At 68.1% G+C, this 19,623-nt stretch carries 17 protein-coding genes; 10 read left to right on the top strand and 7 right to left on the bottom strand.

The annotated features are described in order from the left end of the window. Positions 1 to 24: 24 nt before the first annotated feature. Complete coding sequence (locus CCZ28_RS02845) at positions 25 to 1,632, top strand: 5-guanidino-2-oxopentanoate decarboxylase (RefSeq protein ID WP_140215734.1); 1,608 nt, start codon at positions 25 to 27, stop codon at positions 1,630 to 1,632. On the opposite strand, the gene CCZ28_RS02840 is transcribed toward CCZ28_RS02845, so the two are convergent. After that, a complete protein-coding gene (locus tag CCZ28_RS02840; protein ID WP_140215732.1) occupies positions 1,625 to 2,887 on the bottom strand; it encodes a cytochrome P450 in 1,263 nt (420 codons plus the stop codon). The genes CCZ28_RS02845 and CCZ28_RS02840 overlap by 8 nt on opposite strands. A 273-nt stretch (positions 2,888 to 3,160) precedes the next feature. Here CCZ28_RS02840 and CCZ28_RS02835 point away from each other — a divergent pair, with 273 nt between their 5' ends. Then, on the top strand, positions 3,161 to 4,120 hold the full coding sequence (locus tag CCZ28_RS02835; protein WP_140215730.1) for a carbohydrate kinase family protein: 960 nt from the start codon (positions 3,161 to 3,163) through the stop codon (positions 4,118 to 4,120). Further along, positions 4,117 to 6,492: a glycosyl hydrolase family 65 protein gene (locus tag CCZ28_RS02830; RefSeq protein ID WP_140215729.1), complete on the top strand. Its 2,376-nt coding sequence runs from the start codon at positions 4,117 to 4,119 to the stop codon at positions 6,490 to 6,492. The genes CCZ28_RS02835 and CCZ28_RS02830 overlap by 4 nt, the downstream gene beginning before the upstream one ends. Here CCZ28_RS02830 and CCZ28_RS02825 read toward each other — a convergent pair. Next, positions 6,489 to 8,186, bottom strand: a complete 1,698-nt coding sequence (locus tag CCZ28_RS02825) for a dihydroxyacetone kinase family protein (protein WP_140215727.1) — start codon at positions 8,184 to 8,186, stop codon at positions 6,489 to 6,491. The two genes, CCZ28_RS02830 and CCZ28_RS02825, sit on opposite strands and share 4 nt — an antisense overlap. A 216-nt stretch (positions 8,187 to 8,402) precedes the next feature. On the opposite strand from CCZ28_RS02825, the gene msrP reads away from it, so the two are divergent. After that, positions 8,403 to 9,413 carry a protein-methionine-sulfoxide reductase catalytic subunit MsrP gene (gene msrP, locus CCZ28_RS02820; RefSeq protein ID WP_140215725.1) on the top strand — a complete coding sequence of 337 codons (1,011 nt, stop codon included), beginning with the start codon at positions 8,403 to 8,405 and terminating at the stop codon, positions 9,411 to 9,413. Then, positions 9,413 to 10,024, top strand: a complete 612-nt coding sequence (gene msrQ, locus CCZ28_RS02815) for a protein-methionine-sulfoxide reductase heme-binding subunit MsrQ (RefSeq protein ID WP_140215723.1) — start codon at positions 9,413 to 9,415, stop codon at positions 10,022 to 10,024. The genes msrP and msrQ overlap by 1 nt, the downstream gene beginning before the upstream one ends. Positions 10,025 to 10,197: 173 nt before the next feature. On the opposite strand, the gene CCZ28_RS02810 is transcribed toward msrQ, so the two are convergent. Together CCZ28_RS02810 and CCZ28_RS02805 are read right to left on the bottom strand one after the other, a co-directional pair. Further along, positions 10,198 to 10,797: an START domain-containing protein gene (locus tag CCZ28_RS02810; RefSeq protein WP_140215721.1), complete on the bottom strand. Its 600-nt coding sequence runs from the start codon at positions 10,795 to 10,797 to the stop codon at positions 10,198 to 10,200. Positions 10,798 to 10,844: 47 nt separating this feature from the next. Further along, positions 10,845 to 11,099, bottom strand: a complete 255-nt coding sequence (locus tag CCZ28_RS02805; protein WP_140215720.1) for a YkgJ family cysteine cluster protein — start codon at positions 11,097 to 11,099, stop codon at positions 10,845 to 10,847. 184 nt (positions 11,100 to 11,283) lie between these two features. Between CCZ28_RS02805 and CCZ28_RS02800 the strand changes: the two genes are divergently transcribed. Together CCZ28_RS02800 and CCZ28_RS02795 are read left to right on the top strand one after the other, a co-directional pair. Continuing rightward, the gene (locus CCZ28_RS02800) at positions 11,284 to 11,835 is read left to right on the top strand and encodes an exonuclease domain-containing protein (protein WP_058762900.1); all 552 of its coding nucleotides are present in this window, start codon (positions 11,284 to 11,286) and stop codon (positions 11,833 to 11,835) included. Positions 11,836 to 11,907: 72 nt separating this feature from the next. Continuing rightward, positions 11,908 to 12,189 carry a pyrimidine/purine nucleoside phosphorylase gene (locus CCZ28_RS02795; RefSeq protein ID WP_058762899.1) on the top strand — a complete coding sequence of 94 codons (282 nt, stop codon included), beginning with the start codon at positions 11,908 to 11,910 and terminating at the stop codon, positions 12,187 to 12,189. 122 nt (positions 12,190 to 12,311) lie between these two features. On the opposite strand, the gene pdxB is transcribed toward CCZ28_RS02795, so the two are convergent. Then, entirely contained in the window at positions 12,312 to 13,457 is a 1,146-nt protein-coding gene (gene pdxB, locus CCZ28_RS02790) for a 4-phosphoerythronate dehydrogenase PdxB (RefSeq protein WP_140215718.1), read from the bottom strand. Between the two features lie 129 nt (positions 13,458 to 13,586). Here pdxB and CCZ28_RS02785 point away from each other — a divergent pair, with 129 nt between their 5' ends. The 3 genes from CCZ28_RS02785 (at position 13,587) to CCZ28_RS02775 (ending at position 17,939) form a co-directional block, all read left to right on the top strand. Continuing rightward, positions 13,587 to 14,948, top strand: a complete 1,362-nt coding sequence (locus tag CCZ28_RS02785) for an MATE family efflux transporter (RefSeq protein WP_140215716.1) — start codon at positions 13,587 to 13,589, stop codon at positions 14,946 to 14,948. A gap of 91 nt (positions 14,949 to 15,039) precedes the next feature. Further along, the gene (locus CCZ28_RS02780) at positions 15,040 to 17,199 is read left to right on the top strand and encodes a mechanosensitive ion channel family protein (RefSeq protein ID WP_140215714.1); all 2,160 of its coding nucleotides are present in this window, start codon (positions 15,040 to 15,042) and stop codon (positions 17,197 to 17,199) included. Between the two features lie 89 nt (positions 17,200 to 17,288). Continuing rightward, the gene (locus CCZ28_RS02775) at positions 17,289 to 17,939 is read left to right on the top strand and encodes an SGNH/GDSL hydrolase family protein (RefSeq protein ID WP_140215712.1); all 651 of its coding nucleotides are present in this window, start codon (positions 17,289 to 17,291) and stop codon (positions 17,937 to 17,939) included. A gap of 207 nt (positions 17,940 to 18,146) precedes the next feature. On the opposite strand, the gene tusA is transcribed toward CCZ28_RS02775, so the two are convergent. After that, a complete protein-coding gene (tusA, locus tag CCZ28_RS02770) occupies positions 18,147 to 18,386 on the bottom strand; it encodes a sulfurtransferase TusA (RefSeq protein WP_027597771.1) in 240 nt (79 codons plus the stop codon). Positions 18,387 to 18,443: 57 nt separating this feature from the next. Then, on the bottom strand, positions 18,444 to 19,505 hold the full coding sequence (rlmM, locus tag CCZ28_RS02765; RefSeq protein WP_140215710.1) for a 23S rRNA (cytidine(2498)-2'-O)-methyltransferase RlmM: 1,062 nt from the start codon (positions 19,503 to 19,505) through the stop codon (positions 18,444 to 18,446). Positions 19,506 to 19,623: the final 118 nt, after the last annotated feature.

Raw genomic sequence — 19,623 nt, 5'->3', positions numbered from 1 at the left:
CCATCCTGCGAGGAGAACACCTGCATGACCACCTGTGGCGAATTCCTGGTCCGCCAACTGGCCGCCTGGGGCGTGGATACCGTGTTCGGCATCCCCGGTGTGCATACCGTGGAGCTTTACCGCGGCCTGCCGGACAGTGGCATCCGCCACATCACCCCGCGCCACGAGCAGGGTGCCGGCTTCATGGCCGACGGCTATGCCCGCGCCAGCGGCCGGCCCGGGGTGTGCTTCGTCATCAGCGGACCGGGATTGACCAATATCCTCACCGCCATGGCCCAGGCCTATGCCGACTCGGTGCCCATGCTGGTGATCTCCAGCGTCAACGAACGCGCCCGTCTCGGTCATGGCGCCGGTTATCTGCACGAGCTGCCCGGCCAGCGCAACCTGACCGCCGGGGTCACTGCCTTCAGCCATACCCTGCTCGACGTCGACGGCCTGCCGGCGGTGCTGGCCCGGGCCTTCGCCGTGTTCGAGGGCGAGCGGCCCCGACCGGTCCACCTGGAGCTACCGCTGGACATCATCACCGCCGCGGCCGACCACCTCGCCCTGGCGCCGCGGCCCGTGCTGGCGCGCCCGGAACCGGCCGCAGCCCTGCTCGACCGCGCCGCTGCACGTCTGAGCAGCGCCGAGCGGCCCCTGCTGCTGATCGGCGGTGGCTGCCAAGGCGCAGCGGCGGAAGTCCAAGCCCTGGCCGCCGCGCTGGATGCCCCCACCGCCACCACCATCAATGCCAAGGGGTTGCTCCCGCCTGGCCATCCCCTGGCGCTGGGCAGCAACCAGGCGTTGCCGCCGGTGCGCGAGCTGGCACGGGCGGCGGACGTCATCCTGGCGGTGGGCACCGAACTGGGTGAGACCGACTACGACGTGGTCTTCGATGGCGGCTTCCGCATCGAAGGCGACCTGATCCGCATCGACCTGGACCCGCGCATGCTGGTGGCCAACCAGCAACCCTGGCTGGGCCTGGTGGGCGATGCCCAGGCGGCGCTGCGCGGTCTGCTCGCACGGCTACCGGCGCAGGAACTGGACCCGACGGGACCGGGCGCCCGGCGCACCGCCACGGTCCAGGCAGCCCTCACAGAGCAATTCGCCGGCTGGGCGCACTTCCGCCAGCTGTTCGACACTCTGCAAGCGGCCCTGCCGGACGCCCGCTACGTGGGCGACTCCACCCAGACCGTCTACGCCGGCAATCACCTGGTGGAGCTGGACGGTCCGCGCCGCTGGTTCAATGCCTCCACCGGCTACGGCACCCTGGGCTACGGCCTGCCCGCGGCGCTCGGCGCGCGCCTGGCCGAGCCGACGCGGCCGGTAGTCTGCCTGGTGGGCGATGGCGGCCTGCTATTCACTCTCAGCGAATTGGCGAGCGCGGTGGAGGCCGGGATCGGCATCGTCGTGCTGCTGTGGAACAACCAGGGCTATGGCGAGATCCGCCGCTACATGGAGCGCCGGGACATCACGCCGCTGGGGGTCGACCTGCTCACCCCGGACTTCCTCGCCCTGGCGCGGGCCTTCGGCTGCGCGGCCGAGCGGGCCCGGGACCTGGACCATCTGCAAGACCTGCTCGCCCAGGCGCCGGATGATCGGCCGCTGCTGATCGAGGTCTGCGAGGAACCGCCCTTCGCTCCGGCTAGGTAACCGAACGGCGCGCTCGCTGCACCACCCGAACATCGTTCAGGATCAGGCCGCTGGCCGGGCGCATCGGCATCCGCGCCAGATCGATCCGCAGATCCTGGGTCGGCGCTTGGTAGGTCATGGTCTGCAGCAGCAGGCGCAAGGAGGAGGTCATCAATTCCAGGGCGATGCCCTCGCCGGGGCAGCGGTGCTGCCGGGCCACGTCGCCACCGCCCTGGGGCACGAAGGCCGACTCCGCCGCCTCGCCGGTGAGGAAGCGGGTGGGATCGAAGACCTCGGGGCGGTCCCAGCTGCGCGGATCGCGATTGGTTCCATAGAGGTCCAGCAACACCCGGGCACCGCGGGGAAAGGTGATCCCGTGCCAGGCGAAGGTCTCTCGCACCCGCGCCACGGTGAAGGGGAAGAAGGCATAGAAGCGCCGCACCTCCTGGGCGAAGGGCAACCGCGAAGCGGGATCGGCCCGCAGCCGCTCGCGCCAGGCCGGTTGCTTGTACAGCGCCAGGGCGGCGAAGGTGGAGAAACGCGCCACGGCGACCGTCGGCCGCAGCACATTGAGCAATTCCACCGCCGCTACTCGCGGCGACAGCCGTTCGCCATCGGCGTCGCGATGGGCGGCGATCAGTGCCAGGGCGCTACCCGCTGGTGCCGGCTGCTGACGCGCCCGCTCGACCTGCTGGCCGAGCCAGAGCTCCAGGCGCTTTCTGGCACGGCGAGCCTTGAGGTTGGCCAGGCCCAGGCTGCCAGCACCTTCGATCAAGGCGACCAGTTCGGCGCAGCGCTGCTCCTCTTCCTGCGCAGCCAGGGTCACCCCGGCCCAATCACAGACGGCGCGGGTATAGAGCCGGTGCAACTCGTCCAGCAGCACGATCTCGCCTCGCGCCTGCCAGGCCGGCAGCCGGGTTCGCCACTCCTGTTCCGCGCGGGCGATCAAGGCCTCCACCCGCGCCGGCTGGGTGATCTCGACGAACACTGCCTTGCGCTGGCGATGCACAGTGCCATCCAGCCCCTGGACCCCGCCGTCGCCGAACAGCGTCCTTCGCACGTGAGCGGGCGCGGCCTCTACCCGAGTGAAGCGGTCTTCACGATAGAACAGCTCGACGGCGGCCGGACCGCGCAGGCACAGGGTGGGCTGCAGCAGCAGGCGGGTGGCGAAGACGTCGCTGCCCAAGCGATCACAGCGGTTGCTGATGAAGGCATAGCCTTCGGTCAGCAGCGCCACGCTCGAATCAAAGGCCGAGAGCGGTGGCAGGATGGACATCGGGAGTCTCCAGAAAGGATGGGTGTCCTGCCGGTGGACCCTCCCCAAGCGGCGCCGGTGCCTCCGTTACGTTTGCGGTTTTTTCCGCGTCGGCCCTGCGGCGCGGTGCTCGCACAGGGTTGCAGGATAGATGGCGCCCCTCTGGCGCGGGCATTCGCGGGCACAGCGGCGCGGCAAGCGAAAATCCCGGTAAGACCCTGCGACACTCGGCAGCGAACCCCAGGCGCTGGCGGTGGGTCGGTGACAGGACAACTCCCGTGCGAGGTCCTCTCCGTGGCTACCCTGCTCTCCCTAGGCAGCATCAATGCCGACTTCCAGGTTCGCACCACCCAGGATCTGGATAGCGCAGAGACCCTGTTGGCCGATGACTTCCATCGGCGGCCCGGCGGCAAGGCCGCCAATACCGCCTACCTGGCCGCGCGCTTCGGCCATCGGAGCCTGCTGCTGGGCCGGGTGGGCGACGACGAACTGGCCGACCAGGCTCTGGTACCTCTGAGGCACGCCGGCGTGGAGTTGAGCGGCGTGACGCGCGCGGAAGGGAGCGCCACCGCCGTGTCCATGATCCTGGTACCGCCCAGCGGCAAGAAGCGCATCGTACTGGCCAACAATGCCAACGACCGCTGGGACGCCGAGGCCCGGCAAGGGCTAGCCGAACGCCTGGCGGCCGCGCCCGCTGACGCTCTCCTGGTACTGGATTGCGAGATCCCCACGGAGATCGTCCGCCAGGCCATCGAGACCGCGGCGGCCCGGGGACTCATCGTCGTGGTCGACCCGTCCTTCCCCGAGCGCCTGCCCGCCGAGCTGGCGAAGCGGATCACCGCGCTCACCCCCAATGAGGAAGAGGCTGCAGGTCTGCTCGACGAGCGACTCGACGACCTGCCCAGCCTGGGCCGCGCCGCCCGCTGCCTGCAGCAAAGAGGTACCCCGCTGGTCTGCATCAAGCTGGCCGACGGCGGCTGCGTGTTGGCCGAGGGCGAACGACTCTGGCACCTGCCGCCCGAGCCGGTAGACCCCGTGGATTCGACCGGTGCTGGCGATGCCTTCACCGGGGTGTTCGCCATTGGCCTATTGGAAGGACGTTCACCGCGAGAAGCCGCCGCCTGGGCCACCGCGGCGGCCAGCCTGGCAGTAACCGGCGCCGGTTCCCAGGAGGCCTATGCCGGGCGTGCCGAGGTGCTGGCCTTGGCCGAGCGCCTCGCCGCTCGCTGGCAGACCCTGGAGATCTCCGAATGAGCCCTGCCGGCCAGTTGAGCTTCGACCACTTCGATCCCTGGGACGAACGCCGCCGCGAGGCGCTCTTCACCCTGGCCAACGGCAGGCTCTCGCTGCGCGGCGCGCTGCCGGAGTTGTCGACCCTGGAACCTGACGGCACCAGCTACCCCGGTCTTTACTGCGCCGGTTGGTACGATCGTTCCCCACGCCAGGTCGCCGATACCGAGGTGCGGCTATCCGAGGCGCGGCTGTCCGCCCTGATCCGCTTGCCGGACCCCTTAGGGCTGAATCTGGGCAGCGCCCAGCATTGGTACGATCCCCGGCGCCAACCACCGCTGAACTACCACTACGAACTGGACCTGCAGGCGGCCTGCCTGAATCGTGACTTCGAGGTGAGGCTGGACGGTTTGGCGGTCGCCGTCAGCGAAAGACGTTTCGTCAGCGCGGCCGATCCTCGGTTGATCGTGCTGCGCTGGACACTGCGCAATCTCGGACCTGCCACTGACTTGCGCCTGCGCGCCACCCTGGATGCCGGGGTGGAAAATGCCCTGATCGAGCGCAATGCGGCTTACGAGGGTCGCCGCCTGATACTCCGGCAGCAGCTGACCAGCCCCACGGGCGCCGCCGTTCGGGTCGCCCCCCTGGCTGGTCGCGGTGAAGCCTGTGTGGCAACCCTGCTGCTAAGCAATCTGCCACTGGTCTGGCAGGCCAGTGAACAGGGACAAAGACTGCAGCACGACAGCCGCATCAGCTTGGCATCCGGACAGAGCCTGACCCTGGAAAAACGTATTCTGGTAGCGGTTGAGAAAGAGGCCATGACCTGCCAGGCCGCCTTGGACCAGCTCGCTGCCGGGGCGGAAACCCGCTTCGCCGAGCTGGAACGCAGCCACGTTGCCGTCTGGGCCGAGCGCTGGTCGGAGCTGCAACTGGAAACCGCGCCCAGCTTGCAGCGCAAGCTGGACTTCGCTGCCTTCCACCTGCTGCAGACCGTGGATCACCAGGGGAGCCGCGACCAGGGGCTGCCACCGCGGGGCTGGCAGGAGGGCTACTTCGGCCAGATCTTCTGGGACGAGATCTTCGCCCTGCCCTGGCTCGCCAGCCACTTTCCCCAGGCGGCCCGCGGCCTGCTGGACTACCGCCATCGCCGCCTGGACCAGGCCCGCGAACGGGCACGCCGCCAGGGCTGGCGTGGCGCGCTCTTTCCCTGGCGTAGTGGGGTGGACGGCGCGGAAGAAACCCCGCCCTACCAGTACTTTCCGCTGTCCGGCCACTGGGTGCGCGACCGGACATTCCTGCAGTATCACCTGGGCCTGGCGTTGGCCTACAACGCCTGGCAATTCTATCTGGCCACCGGCGATCTGGACTTTCTCGGCGGCGTGGGTGGCGATCTGATCCTGGAGGTAGCCCGCTGCTGCGCCAGCCAGGCCAGCTTTGACGAACGCCTGCAGCGCTATCGCATCCGCGGCGTCGTCGGACCGGACGAATACCACGACGCCTATCCAGACGCCGAAGCTCCGGGGCTGGACGACAATGCCTACACCAACCTGCTGGTCGCCTGGACCCTGGAGTGTGCCGGTCGGGTGCTCGAATTACTGTCCCCAGACCACGCCCGGGTGCTGTACGAGCGGCTAGGCCTGGAGCCAGGGGAGCCGGCAGGCTGGGCGGCCATCTCCGCCAACCTCTACCTGCCATTCCGAGAAGACGGCGTGCTCGATCAATTCAGCGGCTTCGGCGACCTGCTGCCGGCACCACCGGAATGGCTGAAAGACCACGAGGGACCGCGCCTGGACTGGTGGCTGGAAGCGCGTGGTGACAGTTGCAACCGCTACCAGCTCAGCAAGCAGGCCGATACCCTGATGGCCCTGCACCTGCTGCCACCGGCGGAACTGCAACGCCTGCTCGACCGCCTGGGCTATCGGCTGGACGACGACGCCGAACGCAAGACCCTGGACTACCACCTGGCCCGCCTGAGTCATGAATCCAGTCTATCGAAGACCGTCTGCGCCGGCGCCCTGACGGCCTACGATAGCCAAGCCTCCTGGACCTTCTTCAGCGACAGCCTGGATACCGACCTGGGCGCCGCCGCGGACAGCGGCGCTCGGGAAGGCATCCATTTAGCGGCGATGGCCGGTGCCCTGGACGTGCTACAGCGCCACTACCTGGGACTCTGGCCGACACCCGACGGCTTGCGGGTGCAGCCGGCGCCGCCTGCGGCCTTGCCGGCGACCCGCCTGCAACTGCTCTACCGAGGTCGTCTGCTCCAGGTCAGTTGGCAACCACCGCGCCTGAGCGTACGCCTGGCGGACCCCGAGGCCGCGCCGGTCAAGCTGCTAACCGGCGCGGGCACGTTCGAGCTACGGGGTACTGCGGTCTGGTCCTGGCAGCGGGATTAAGACACGACCACCGGCTCCAGCGCCTCCAACCAGTACACCACTGCCACGGCGCCGCCATCGGGAATGCCCAGGGTACGCGTGCCCAGGTAGCTGGCGCGACCCTGGCCCGGCACCATCTCGGCGGTGGCATCGGCGCCGGCCCTGGCCTTGGCGAGCGCCGCCTTGAAGGCCTCCGCGGGACTCACTCCGGCCTGCGCAGCCGCCAGCAGCTCGTCCGCCGCCGGTCGCAAGGCATCGAGCATGGTGCGTTGCCCTGGCTGGGCACCACCCAATTCGGCCAGGGCCTGCACCGCCTGATCGAAGGCCTGGGCCCACTGGCTCAGCGTCGGTCGCTCCACGCCGTCCAGCACCTGGGCCGCACGGACCAGGGCGCAGGCATAGAAGGGTCCGGAACTACCACCGATGGCCCGGCGCAGCGCCTGCCCCGTGGCGGCCAGCGCACTGGCAGGGCTGTACCAGGCACTGGCCGGCAGCGCGCGCATGGCTTCGGCACCGCGGGCGAGGCTGGTGCCCAGGTCGCCGTCGCCGGCGCGGCTGTCCAGTTCGGTGAGGTGGGCTTCGTTGGCGAGCAAGGTGGCGATCACCGCGTCCGCCGCCGCGCGCAGGCGCTCGGCCAGGGGACCGGGTGTGGTGGTGGCTGCCGTGGCTGCGGCCTGGGGCGCAGGCAATAGCTGGGGCGCCGTCGGTACGTGACCGTCGCCCGCCCAGGCACGGGCTCGGGTCGGGGCATCCAGCAGGGCCAGGCGCGCCTCGTCCACCGGCAGCAGCGACAGCGAACAACCGGGCATGTCCAGGGCACTAAGAAAGGTGCCGGTCCAGGCCCGCGCCACCTCGAAGCCGCGCCGACGCAGGTCGAGCAGCGCGGCCCGCGCCACCAGGGCGAGCTCCAGAGGCGGCGTCGCGCCTAGGCCGTTGACCAGCAACGCCAGGCGCGTCCCGGCGGGATAGCCGCCGTCTTCGACCAGGGTATCCAGCAGCCGCGCCACGGTGGCATCGGCACCGAGCCAGTGGCCGCGTTCGACGCCCTGCTCGCCGTGGATGCCCAGGCCCCATTCCACCTCGTCGTCCGCCAGCTCGAAGCCCGGGTGCCCCACCGCCGGTACGGTGCAGGCGCCCAGGGCGACGCCCATGCTGCGCAACTCCGCAGCCGCCGCGCGGGCCAGGGCGGCCACCTCGGCCAGCGGCCGTCCGGCCGCGGCCGCCGCGCCGGCGAGCTTGTGGATCAGCACGGTGCCGGCGATACCCCGGCGCTTCTCCGGCGCCACGGTATGGCGCAGGGCGGCGTCGTCCGCCACCAGCACCGTCTCGACGGGAATGCCCTCGCTACGGGCCAGTTCGGCGGCGAGGCCGAAATTGAGACGGTCGCCGGTGTAGTTCTTCACCACCAGCAACGCGCCGGCCGGACCCGCCGCCGCGCGAATGGCCGCCAGCACCGCGTCCACGCTGGGCGAGGTGAAGACGTCACCGGCCACGGCGGCGGTCAGCATCCCCTCACCCACATAGCCGGCATGGGCCGGTTCATGACCGCTGCCGCCACCAGAGATCACCGCCACGGGGCGTGTCTGGCGATCCGCCAGCGGCTGGCGCAGCACGACCTGTTCGTCAGCGAGCAATGCCAGGTTGGGATCGAGGCTCACGAGTCCTTCGAGCAATTCGCGAACCACCGCGGTGGGGCTATTGATCAACTTCTTCATTTGGCACTCCCAAGGGTGAAGTGGCTGGAGTATGGCACGGGGTCTGGACCCTGCCCGGTCGCGGGCTACCTGAACCAAAGGCAAACCGTAGCCTAGCGGCCTTCCGCCGGACCGGGGTGGCAGGCTATCGTCTGGGCTGGGAAGTTTTTCACGACCGGGATGTCTCACGCTGATTGCCAGCCGCTCTCTTTCGAGCGCTCCCCGTCGAGGTTCGTCATGCCGATCAAGATCGTTCCGCGCTCCGCCTGTCGTGCGTCGGAGATCACTCCCGAAGCCGTCTACCTGTCCCGCCGCCAGTTGCTCGGCGCCGGCGCGGCCCTCGTGGCGGGCGCCACCCTGCCCCGCTGGGCCCTGGCGGACCCCTCCAGCTACGCCGACGTCGACCCGGCGAAGGGCCCGGACTGGTTCCAGCGCAAGCTGCCCGACACCCGCTGGCAGGCGGCAACCGTCAAGGGCGAGGCCATCACCCCGTTCAAGGACGCCACCCACTACAACAACTTCTATGAATTCGGCCCGGACAAGAGCGACCCCGCGGCCCATGCCGCGCAGTTGCCCACCCAGCCCTGGAGCGTGGTGGTCGATGGCGAGGTGGGCAAGCCCGGCACCTACGGCCTGGAAGACCTCTTCGGCCCGGATACCCTGGAAGAGCGCATCTACCGCATGAGGTGCGTCGAGGCCTGGTCCATGGTCATCCCCTGGCTGGGCTTTCCGCTGGCCAGCCTGCTCAAGCGCGTCGAACCCACCGGCAAGGCCCGCTACGTGAGATTCGAAACGCTCAAGGACCCCAAGCACATGCCCGGCATGAACTCCAGCTTCGCCCTGCTGGACTGGCCCTATGTGGAGGGCCTGCGCCTGGACGAAGCCATGCATCCGCTGACGCTGATGACGGTGGGCATGTACGGTCGGGTGCTGCCCAACCAGAATGGCGCCCCGCTGCGCTTGATCGTGCCCTGGAAGTACGGCTTCAAGGGCATCAAGTCCATCGTCCGCATCAGCCTGGTGGCAGAGCAGCCGCGTACCACCTGGCAGGGCATGGCGCCCAACGAATACGGCTTCTACGCCAACGTCAATCCGGAAGTGGACCACCCGCGCTGGAGCCAGGCACGCGAACGCCGCCTGCCCAGCAGGCTGTTCAGCCCCAATATCCGGCCGACGCTGATGTTCAACGGCTACGGCGAGGAAGTGGCCTCGCTCTACGCCGGCATGGATCTGCGGAGAAACTACTGATGGGGTTGCTGCTCTGGCGCCTTGCCGTATTCGTCGCCGCGCTCTGCCCGCCGCTGTGGTGGCTGTACCAGGCCTGGACCTTCGCCCTCGGCCCCGACCCGGGCAAGGCGCTGGTGGACAACCTCGGCACCGGCGCCCTGGTGTTGCTGCTGCTGACCCTGAGCCTCACACCACTGTCGCGCCTCACCCACTGGAAGCTCTGGCCGGTGATCCGCCGCCAGTTGGGCCTCTGGACCTTCACCTATGCCCTGCTGCACTTTCTCGGCTACCTGACTTTCGTGCTGGGCTTCGACCTTTCGCAGCTGATCACGGAGTTGCAGCGCCGGCCCTACATCATCGTCGGTTTCGCCGCCCTGCCGATCCTGCTGGCTCTCGCCGTGACCTCAAATCGCCTGGCCATGCGCCGCCTGGGCAAACGCTGGAAGGAGCTGCATCGGCTGGCCTACCTGGTGCTCGGCCTGGGACTGCTGCACTACCTCTGGATCGTGCGCTCGGACATCGAGGAGTGGGCGATCTATGCCGCCATAGGCGCAGCCTTGTTGGCTTTCCGCCTAGTGGACGGCTGGCGCCGTCGGCGCCGCAGCCAGCCGGCGACTGCCCCTACCCGTTGATCACCGGAGGGCGAGGCAGGGAGGACGATTCTCCCGCCTCATCCCTATAGGGGTGGTATTAATCAACGGCAGCGGCGAGCGAGTTGTTATACCGGGGCGCCATTAACTAAAGGGGTGGTATTGCTAGGGCGATCAGGCTCCAGCGGGTTCGACCGCCGGAGCCACGCCCACGATCAGCGTTGCGCGGCCTGGCGCAGGCCCTTCAGGGTGTTGAGCGGGGCATCCACCACGAAGCTGTTGGCCAGCCAGGACGGCACGCTGCCACCGGGCTCGCTCTGGGCCTCGTAGGTCACTTCCGAACCACCGCTCTTGGGCACCACGCGCCACTGACCCTGGAAGCTCGCGACCCGCACGTAGCCATCGACCGGGGGACGGTAGTCCGGCACGCCTTCCAGGGTGCGGGTGAAACCGCCATCGGGAGTCTTCTGCTCGGTCACGTGGAGCACCACGTCACGGGCAGTGACCGGCCAGGGCATGTCGATACGCATGTAGGTCCAGGCCTGATTGCCCTCACGCTTGAGCACCTGCAGCGACTGGCAGCGGTAGATCCACTTGCAGGAGCCCACCGGATCGTCCTGCAAGCGGGCGATGGTGGCCGGATCGGCCTTGATCTGGACGACGCCCCGGTAGGCCTTGTACTTGGAGCCGGGGACGGCGCGGGTATAGACCTGGATACCATCTTCCTGCTTGGCGAGTTGCCAGTCGTCGGCCTGGGCCAAGCCAGTGGCTGCGAGCAGGGTCAGGGCGAGGATGGAGCGAAGCGGCTGGTGCATGGGACGTCCCTTGTTGTTGTGGTTGTCGGAGCCTTGGGTATAACGGATCAGGCGGCGGTTTCACCCTCGAGCCGCAGCAGGATGGCCAGGGCTTCGGCGCTGCTGCTGCCGCAGAAGGCCGGCTCGGCCTTGAAGCCTCCGCACACGGCGGGGCGCAGCGGCGAGCCGAACAGATCGCAGCGGTTGGTGCTGTCCAGATGGGCGCAGCGCACGCCGGCAGGCTTGCCCTGGGGCATGCGTGGCAGCGGTGAGGAGATCGACGGCGCGATACAGCAGGCGCCACAACCCGGACGGCACTCCATGGGTGAAACTCGCGAGGAAGAGGCTTGAAGCTTAAGAGCAACGCCGGGGCACAACAAGCGAATCGTGACCAGATGCTGCTATCGAGTCATGAATGTAACATTCATTCGCAAGGCCCCACGCAACCCCACCGCTTTTCCACCGTCTTATCTCCGAGATCGAGGCGGCTGGCCCGAGGGCGCGACGATGAAGCATTGGCTGGTGCTGGACCTGGAGGCGACCACCGACGACGGCGGCTGGCCCATAGAACTGATGGAGATCATCGAGATCGGCGCGGTGATGGTCGATGCCGAAGGTCAGGAGCTGGATCGCTACCAGACCTTTGTCCAGCCCCTGCGCCTGCCCTTGCTGACCCCCTTCTGTCGCGACCTGACTCACATCAGCCAGGCCGATGTCGACGCTGCCGAGCCGCTGGAGGCAACCTGGCCCGCCTTCGAAGCCTGGTTGAGCGCCTACGAGACGACCCTGGCCGGCTGGTGCAGCTGGGGCGACTTCGACCGGCGCCTGCTCGAACGCGCCTGGCGCGAGCACGATCTGCACACCCATCTGGCGCGTGTCCCGCACCGCAACCTCAAGCAAGCCTTCGCCAAGGCGCGCGGCCTGGCCCGCCCCCTGGGCCTTACCGCCGCCCTGGAATCGGCGGGCCTGGCCTTCACCGGCGTGCTGCACCGCGCCGAGACCGATGCGCGCAATACCGCCAAGCTGCTGCCGACCAGTCTGCCGGCTTTCGCCCGCTGACCGGTGACAGCCGGGGACGGCCTTGGGCATACTCGCGGACGGTTCTAACCGCTCTCGTACAAGGAAATCCGCATGTTCAAGGTCAACGAATATTTCGACGGCACCGTCAAATCCATCGCCTTCAACCTCAAGTCCAAGCCCGCCACCCTGGGCGTGATGGCACCCGGCGAATACGAATTCGGCACCAGCCAACTGGAGGTCATGCACGTGGTGGCCGGCGCCCTGACCGTCAAACTGCCCGGCAGCGAGAGCTGGGAAACCTTCGCCGCGGGCAGCCAGTTCACCGTGCCGGCCAATAGCAAGTTCCAACTCCAGGTAGCCGAAGACACCGCCTACCTCTGCGAATACCACTGAGTCCGGGCGGAGCCGTCCGGCTCCACCCTCGTCCCGCCGTTCGGCCTGCTGGCCGCCTGGCGGGAGTCGGTCCGCCGACCTGAACGCTTCACCTAGCCTCCGGTCCTAAGCGACGCAGCCCTTCAAGAGCCGTCGCCATGTCGCCAATCGCACCCCAGGGCACTCGCCAGCCGAGCCATGCCCGCCCCTTCGAGCACCAGCCCCGGAATCTCCCGACGCATGGGATAGCCCTTGCGCAGGGCGTCGAACGCCTGGGCCCGCGCCAGGGGCGGCAAAGCGAGGGTCGCGCGTAGCGCCGCGTCGTCGTCGCGAGGATCGTAGACCGCGCGACAGGCGCGCTTGAAGGCCAGGGCTTCCGGGGTTTCCCGACCGAATACCAGCCGCTCCAGTTGCTGCGCCGGCAACAGCTCGGCCAGCGTCAGCCGCGGGGTAATGCCGGCCCAGGCACAGAAGGCCTCGTAGATCTGCGCCGTGCCGCGCCATTTGCCTTCCAGGCTGTGCCCGGCGATATGCGGCGTCGCCACCTGGCACAGCCGCGCCAGCTCGGCATCGATACCCGGCTCGCCTTCCCAGACATCCAGCGCCACCGCCAGCTCGGCGCCGCCTGCGAGGTGGGTACGCAAGGCGGCGTTGTCGATCACCTCGCCGCGACAGGCATTGAGCAACCAGGTGCCCGGGCGCAGCCGGGCCAGCCGCGCGGCATCGAACAGGTGCAGGGTACGGTGCTCGCCCTCGCGGATCAGTGGGGTATGCAGGCAGAGCACATCGCAGCGCTCGATCAACTCATCGAGCCCATGAAAGTCGCCCTGCTCCTTGGCCTGGCGCGGCGGATCGCAGACCAGTACCCGCCAACCCAGCCCCTGCAGCACCGCGGCCAGGCGACCGCCAACCTGGCCGGCGCCGACGATGCCATAGGTGCGCTGGGCGAGGTCCGCCCCCGCGCCGTCGGCCAGCGCCAGCAGGGCGCCGAGCACCCAGTCCACTACACCGCGGGCGTTGCAGCCGGGCGCATTGCTCCAGCGAATGCCGGCCCGGGCGAAATGGCCGAGGTCGAGATGATCGGTGCCTATGGTGCAGGTGCCGACGAAGCCGACCCGCGAATCCGCCAGCAGCGCCTCGTCGACGCGGGTGATGGAGCGCACCAGCAGGGCATCGGCGCGACCTACCACCGCGCGGTCGAAGGCGCGGCCCGGTAGGCGTTCGAGGGTCGCATGGGGACCGAAGAAGGCGTCCAGCAGCGGAATGTTTTCGTCGGCAAGAATGTGCATGCCTGGGCACTCGCAGGATCGGGGACGGCACTTTAGCAGGCCACCCACGCCAGGCAACGCTTACCGCGAGACTTGTCACACCGACCACGAGGACTAGACTATCCGCCCCGAAGCTGACCGAACGATCAAGTGACCTCCTCCCTGCCCCGCATCAGACGTGAATTCGGCGCCCTGCTTTCCCTGGCCGCGCCCATCGTCATCGCCCAGCTCTCCCATTCGGCCATGGGCTTCGTCGACGCCGTGATGGCCGGTCGCGTCGGACCGCTGGATCTCGCCGCCGTCGCCCTGGGCAACTCGGTATGGATTCCGGTATTCCTGTTGATGACCGGCATCCTGCTGGCGACCACGCCCAAGGTGGCCGAGCGTCACGGTGGCGGCCGCAGCGACGAGATCGGCCCGCTGGTACGCCAGGCACTGTGGTTGGCCCTGGGTTGCGGCCTCATCGCCAGCCTGCTGCTGCTCAATGCCCGACCACTGCTGGTGGCCATGCACGTCGATGCGCAACTGATCGGCCCGACCCTGCTCTATCTCAAGGGCATCGCCATGGGCCTGCCCGCCACCGCCTTCTACTATGTGCTGCGCTGCTTCAGCGACGGCCTGGGGCGTACCCGCCCGGCCATGCTGGTAGGGCTCGCCGGCCTGGCGCTGAACGTGCCGCTGAACTGGATCTTCATTCATGGCCACCTGGGCCTACCGGCGCTGGGCGGCGCCGGCTGCGGCTTCGCCTCCGGCACGGTGATGTGGGCGATGCTGCTGGCCATGCTGGCGATCATCCGCACCGAGCGCTATCGCCCCTGCGCGATCTTCGCTCGCTTCGAGCGGCCCCACGGCCCGACGCTGCGCGCCCTGCTGGCCATCGGCGTGCCCATCGGCATCGCGGTGTTCGCCGAGTCGAGCATCTTTTCCGTGGTGGCGCTGTTGATCGGCGAGCTAGGCCCGACCGTGGTGGCCGGGCACCAGGTGGCGCTCAACTTCTCCGGCCTGGTGTTCATGGTGCCCCTGGCGCTGGGCATGGCGGTGACGGTACGTGTCGGCCAGGCCCTGGGTCGTGGCGAGCCACGGGAGGCACGCTTCGCCGCCGGTGTCGGCATGGCCGCCGGGCTGCTCTGTGCCTGCGTTTCCTGCACCCTGATGCTGACCGCCCGCACCTTCATCGCCGGGCTCTATTCCCAGGACCTGGCGGTGATCCAGCTGGCCGCGTCGCTGCTGGTGTTCGCTGGCATCTTCCAGTTTTCCGACGCCATCCAGGTCACCGCCGCTGGCGCCCTGCGCGGCTACCAGGACACCCGTGCGACCATGATCATCACCCTGCTGGCCTACTGGGGCGTGGGCCTGCCGGTGGGCTGGGCACTGGGGCTCAGCGACTGGTTCGGTGCACCGCGCGGACCGGCCGGACTCTGGCAAGGCCTGGTGCTGGGCCTGACCTGTGCCGCCCTCCTGCTGTCGGTGCGCCTGGTGCGCAGCGCGCGGCGACGCATTCGTAGCGTCTAGCGCGCCCCCTTACTACAATGCCCGCCTCGTCGGACGGCGCCCGGTGCCGTCTCCGACGGTGCTTCCCTCATTTCGCGAGAGTGCGGCTGCGATGATCTTTCGCCTGCTACAGCTATTCTGCCTCTGCTTCCTGCTCAGCGGCCCGGTTCAAGCGGCCCTGCCCAGCCTGCCAAGCCTGACGAGTACCCAGAAGGACCAGGTCGATCCCCAATTCGGCCAGTCCCTGGACCAGGTCATCAAGACCCTGGAAAGCGACCAGCAACGCAATCGCCTGCTGAAGGAACTCAAGCAGCTGCAGGCGGCCCAGGCCAAGGCCGAACCTAGCGCCTCCCAGGGGGTGATCGGCCTGATCACCGATACCCTGACCGCGGTCGAGCAGCAGCTGCAGCACGACAACCTGCGCGAACGCTGGCAATTCCAGCTGGAACAGGCCGGCGACGAACTGGCGGCCCTGGTGCCCGCGCCCGATCAGCGCCTCAATCTGCTCTCCGGTTTCGTCATCACCCTGGCCTTCTGGGCCGGTTGCGCGCTTGGCCTGAAGCACCTCAGTCATCGGCTGCGGGTGAGTTTCGGCCTGTCCGAGGAACTCCCCCTGCGGCCGCGGACCCTGGACCTGGTGCGCTTCGCCCTACGCAAGCTGGCGCCCTGGCTGCTGGCCTTCGTCATCACCCTGGTGGTCTCGCTGTGGATGCCGGATTCCCTGGGCAAGACCGTCGCCGTCACCCTGGCCTATGCGGCCGTGACCGGCCCGCTGTTCGCCGCCACCGTGGTGGTGATCTGCTCGCTACCCAGCGGTGCCCACCGCAATCGCGCCCTGCTGATCCTGCGCCGCCGCGCCTTCCGCCCGCTGTGGATCATCGGTAGCCTGGCCGCGCTTGGCGGTGCCACCAGCGATCCACACCTGGCGGAGAAGCTGGGTCCGCACCTGGCGGCCATCATCGCCATCGCCGCCAACATCTGCGCCGCCCTGCTCACCGCCCAATTCGTGCTGAGATTCCGCCGGCCCGTCGCCCACCTGATCCGCAACCAGCCACTGGCCAAACGCCAGGCGCTGCACGGTTTGCAGGGCGTACGCCAGCTGGTCGCCCGGCTCTGGCACCTACCGGTGCTGATCCTGGTGGCGGTATCCCTGGTGGCGACCTTCGTCTCGGCCGGCGACACCAGCGACGCCCTGCGCCGGGCCCTGCTCTGCGCCGTGCTGATGGGCGCCGCCCTGGGGCTCAATGCCGTGGTACGGGCGCGGCTGCTACGGCCCCGCCACAGTAGTCGCCTGCAGGAAGCCTATGCCGAGCGCCTGCGCGCCTTCTTCGCGGTGGTCCTGGGGATCGTCATCTGGCTGGTCGCCATCGAGCTGTCGTTGCGCGCCTGGGACGTCTCGCTGCTGAGATTCAGCCAGGGTGATGGCCATGAGATCGCCAGCAAGTTCTTCGGCCTGGGCGGCACCCTGCTACTGGCCTGGCTGGTGTGGATCCTCGCCGATACCGCCATCCACCGCGGCCTCAACCTGCATCGCGTCAGCCCGAACAATGCCCGGGCCCAGACCATGTTGCCGCTGATCCGCAACGTGCTGTTCCTGACCATCTTCGTCATCGCCCTGATCGTCGCCCTGGCCAACATGGGCGTGAACGTCACCCCGCTGCTGGCCGGTGCCGGCGTCATCGGCCTGGCGGTGGGTTTCGGTGCCCAGAGCCTGGTGGCCGACCTCATCACCGGGCTGTTCATCATCATCGAAGACTCCCTGGCCATCGGCGACTACGTCGACGTGGGCAACCACCTGGGCACCGTCGAAGGCCTGACCATCCGCACCGTGCGCCTGCGCGACATCGACGGCATCGTCCACACCATCCCCTTCAGCGAGATCAAGAGCATCCAGAACTACTCGCGGCAGTTCGGCTACGCCATCTTCCGCCTGCCGATCCCCCAGGTGCTGTCGGTGGACCAGGCCATCGAGCTGGTGCAGGAAGTGGGGCGCTCGCTACGCCAGGACCCGCTGCTGGGCAGGGACATCTGGTCACCGCTGGAGCTGCAGGGGGTGGAAAGCTTCGATTCCGGCATGGCGATCCTGAGATTTCGCTTCAAGACCGCGCCGATCAAGCAGTGGGAGGTCTCGCGGGCGTTCAATCTCAGGCTCAAGCGGCACCTGGACGACGCCGGCATCGAACTGGCCTCGCCGCGCATGAACGTGCGCTACGAGGCGGGTGGCCCGCGACCGGATCAGATGCCGCGAGGGGAAGCGCCGAGCGAGGGTTAGGGCCGCAGCGCCAGAACGACTACCAGAGCTCGCCGTAGGGCGGAAAAGTCTCTAGGGTAAAGCCATCCCTTCCCCAAAGAGGCCACGGCATGCCCTCGCGCACCCTGCTCTGCTATGGCGATTCCAATACCCACGGCACCCGCCCCCATACCCCGTCGGGCAGGCTCGAACGCTTCGACTGGGACGAGCGCTGGACCGGCGTGCTGGCCCGCGGCCTGGGCGCCGACTGGCGGGTGATCGAAGAAGGCCTACCATCCCGCACCACCGTGCACGACGATCCCATCGACGGCCGCCACAAGAACGGCCTGAGCTATCTGCGGCCCTGCCTGCAAAGCCAGCTACCCGTCGATGTGTTGCTGTTGATGCTGGGCACCAACGATCTCAAGGCCCGCTTCTCGGTGACACCAGCGGATATTGCCAGCGCCCTGCAAGTGCTGCTGGATGAGATCAAACGTTGCAACGCCGGTCCGGACGGTAGCCAGCCCGAGCTCATCGTGATGGCGCCAGCGCCTATCGAGGAAGTGGGTTCTCTCGGCGAGATCTTCATCGGCGGCGCCGCCAAGTCACGTCAGCTGGCCGAGCGCTATCGCCAGGTCGCCGAAGCCCAGGGCGCGACCTTCGTCGACGCTGGCGCGATCATCCGGGTGAGTCCAGTGGACGGCGTGCATTTCGAAGCGGACCAGCATCGGCGACTGGGGGAGCATCTGGTGGGCGTGGTCAGAGGCCTGGGTCTTGCCTGACCGTAGAACGTAGGGTGGACAACGGCGCAGCCTTGTCCACGGGTTCGGGGGCATACAGTGGAAAACGCTGCGCGGTTTTCCACGCTACGGAATACGCACCAACGTAGGTTGGGTTGAGCGCAGCGAAGCCCAACAGACCTAGCCCGGCATTGCACCGTTGGGCTTCGACGATGAAGCCGTCTCAACCCAACCTACAGCGACGGACGCTCACTCCACCTTCTTGCGAATCCAATACAGATAACGCCCCTCCCCCTCGCTCTTCTCTACCAGCTCGTGGCCGAGGAAGACGCAGAACTTGGGGATGTCGCGCTGGGTGGAGGGATCGGTGGCGATGACCTTGAGCAGGGCGCCGGGGGCGATGTCGCGCACCTTGTTGTGCAGCATCATCACCGGCTCCGGGCAATTCAGCCCGCTGGCGTCGAGGGTGGCATCGGCTTCGAGGGTCATGAGGTCTCCAAGGGGTAAAACGGTTGCGGCGATCTGCATTCAGAGCTTGGCAGCGGCCTAGGGTTTCTTATCCAGCCGGCGTAGATGACAGGTCACTTCCTCGCGGTCGTGGTAGAGCTGCTTGCAGCCGATGGTGACGCGCTGGCCGCGGCCTGCGAAGTGGTCGCGAAGGCGTTCGAGGATACCGGCCACCTCGCGATAGCGCTGCTTCATCGGCAGCTTGAGATTGACCACTGCCTCGCGGCAATGGCCCTCGCCGATCCAGCGCTCGATCAGCGCGGCGGTGCGCGCCGGCTTCTCGACGATGTCGCAGACCATCCAGTCCACTGGGCGCTTGGGCGCGAAGGCGTAGCCGTCGACCTGCAGGTGCTCCACCAGGCCGGTGTCCATCAGCGCCTCGTTCATGGGGCCGTTGTCCACCGCCGTCACCAGCATCTCGCGGGCCACCAGTTGCCAGGTCCAGCCACCGGGCGCGGCGCCCAGGTCCACGGCACGCATCTCCGGCGCCAGGCGGGTCTCCCATTCGGCGCGTGGGATGAATTGGTGCCAGGCCTCTTCCAGCTTGAGGGTCGAGCGACTGGGCGCCTCGCGGGGAAACTTCAGCCGCGGGATGCCCATGGGCCAAAGGGCGGCATTGCCCGGCTCGACCAGGCCGACGAAGACCTGGCGACCGCTGAGGAAGGTCAGTTGCAGGCGAGGCGCGCGGGGGTCGTCCACCAGGCGCCCGGCCTTGCGCAAGGCGAGGGTCAGGGGGCGCTCGAATTTCTTGCAGAAGGTGGAGAGTGCCTTGCCGTCGTTAGTGTCCGGCATTTCCAGCGCCAGGCTGCCGCAGACCGGGTAGTCGGCCAAGCACTCCAGTAGCGGACCGATGCGATCCTGCTCGGGCAGGTCGAGAAAGGCGCCGCGCGACCACTGGCGCGGAAAGATCAGCTCAGCGAATCTCAGGCTCCGCATCAACCGGGCAGCACCTTCGGCATCACCACAGACGAATTCGGCATAGGCCGCCCCCGGCTTGCCCTTGGCATAGCCGGCGACACCCAGCAGCGCCGCCCGCTCACCGAGCTCGGCGCAGACCTCGCCTTCGAAACCGGTACGGCACAGCAGCAACAGGGTATTCACGACGGGGCTTCCTCAAGCGGTCACGCAGGGCGCGCACTATACCCCAGCACGCCAGCCAGGGAACGTAGGCGGCGCTTACCGGTCCAGTACTACACCTAGAAAAATCAGTCCGCATAGC

The sequence above is a fragment of the Pseudomonas oryzihabitans genome, assembly GCF_006384975.1.
Lineage (GTDB): Bacteria > Pseudomonadota > Gammaproteobacteria > Pseudomonadales > Pseudomonadaceae > Chryseomonas > Chryseomonas psychrotolerans_B.
This window is presented reverse-complemented; position numbering and strand designations above follow the sequence as displayed.

Coding starts and splice junctions, on each gene's coding strand:
- CCZ28_RS02845 (WP_140215734.1), top strand. CDS start 25: ATGACCACCTGTGGCGAATTCCTGGTCCGCCAACTGGCCGCCTGGGGC.
- CCZ28_RS02840 (WP_140215732.1), bottom strand. CDS start 2,887: ATGTCCATCCTGCCACCGCTCTCGGCCTTTGATTCGAGCGTGGCGCTG.
- CCZ28_RS02830 (WP_140215729.1), top strand. CDS start 4,117: ATGAGCCCTGCCGGCCAGTTGAGCTTCGACCACTTCGATCCCTGGGAC.
- CCZ28_RS02825 (WP_140215727.1), bottom strand. CDS start 8,186: ATGAAGAAGTTGATCAATAGCCCCACCGCGGTGGTTCGCGAATTGCTC.
- msrP (WP_140215725.1), top strand. CDS start 8,403: ATGCCGATCAAGATCGTTCCGCGCTCCGCCTGTCGTGCGTCGGAGATC.
- msrQ (WP_140215723.1), top strand. CDS start 9,413: ATGGGGTTGCTGCTCTGGCGCCTTGCCGTATTCGTCGCCGCGCTCTGC.
- CCZ28_RS02810 (WP_140215721.1), bottom strand. CDS start 10,797: ATGCACCAGCCGCTTCGCTCCATCCTCGCCCTGACCCTGCTCGCAGCC.
- CCZ28_RS02805 (WP_140215720.1), bottom strand. CDS start 11,099: ATGGAGTGCCGTCCGGGTTGTGGCGCCTGCTGTATCGCGCCGTCGATC.
- CCZ28_RS02800 (WP_058762900.1), top strand. CDS start 11,284: ATGAAGCATTGGCTGGTGCTGGACCTGGAGGCGACCACCGACGACGGC.
- CCZ28_RS02795 (WP_058762899.1), top strand. CDS start 11,908: ATGTTCAAGGTCAACGAATATTTCGACGGCACCGTCAAATCCATCGCC.
- pdxB (WP_140215718.1), bottom strand. CDS start 13,457: ATGCACATTCTTGCCGACGAAAACATTCCGCTGCTGGACGCCTTCTTC.
- CCZ28_RS02780 (WP_140215714.1), top strand. CDS start 15,040: ATGATCTTTCGCCTGCTACAGCTATTCTGCCTCTGCTTCCTGCTCAGC.
- CCZ28_RS02775 (WP_140215712.1), top strand. CDS start 17,289: ATGCCCTCGCGCACCCTGCTCTGCTATGGCGATTCCAATACCCACGGC.
- tusA (WP_027597771.1), bottom strand. CDS start 18,386: ATGACCCTCGAAGCCGATGCCACCCTCGACGCCAGCGGGCTGAATTGC.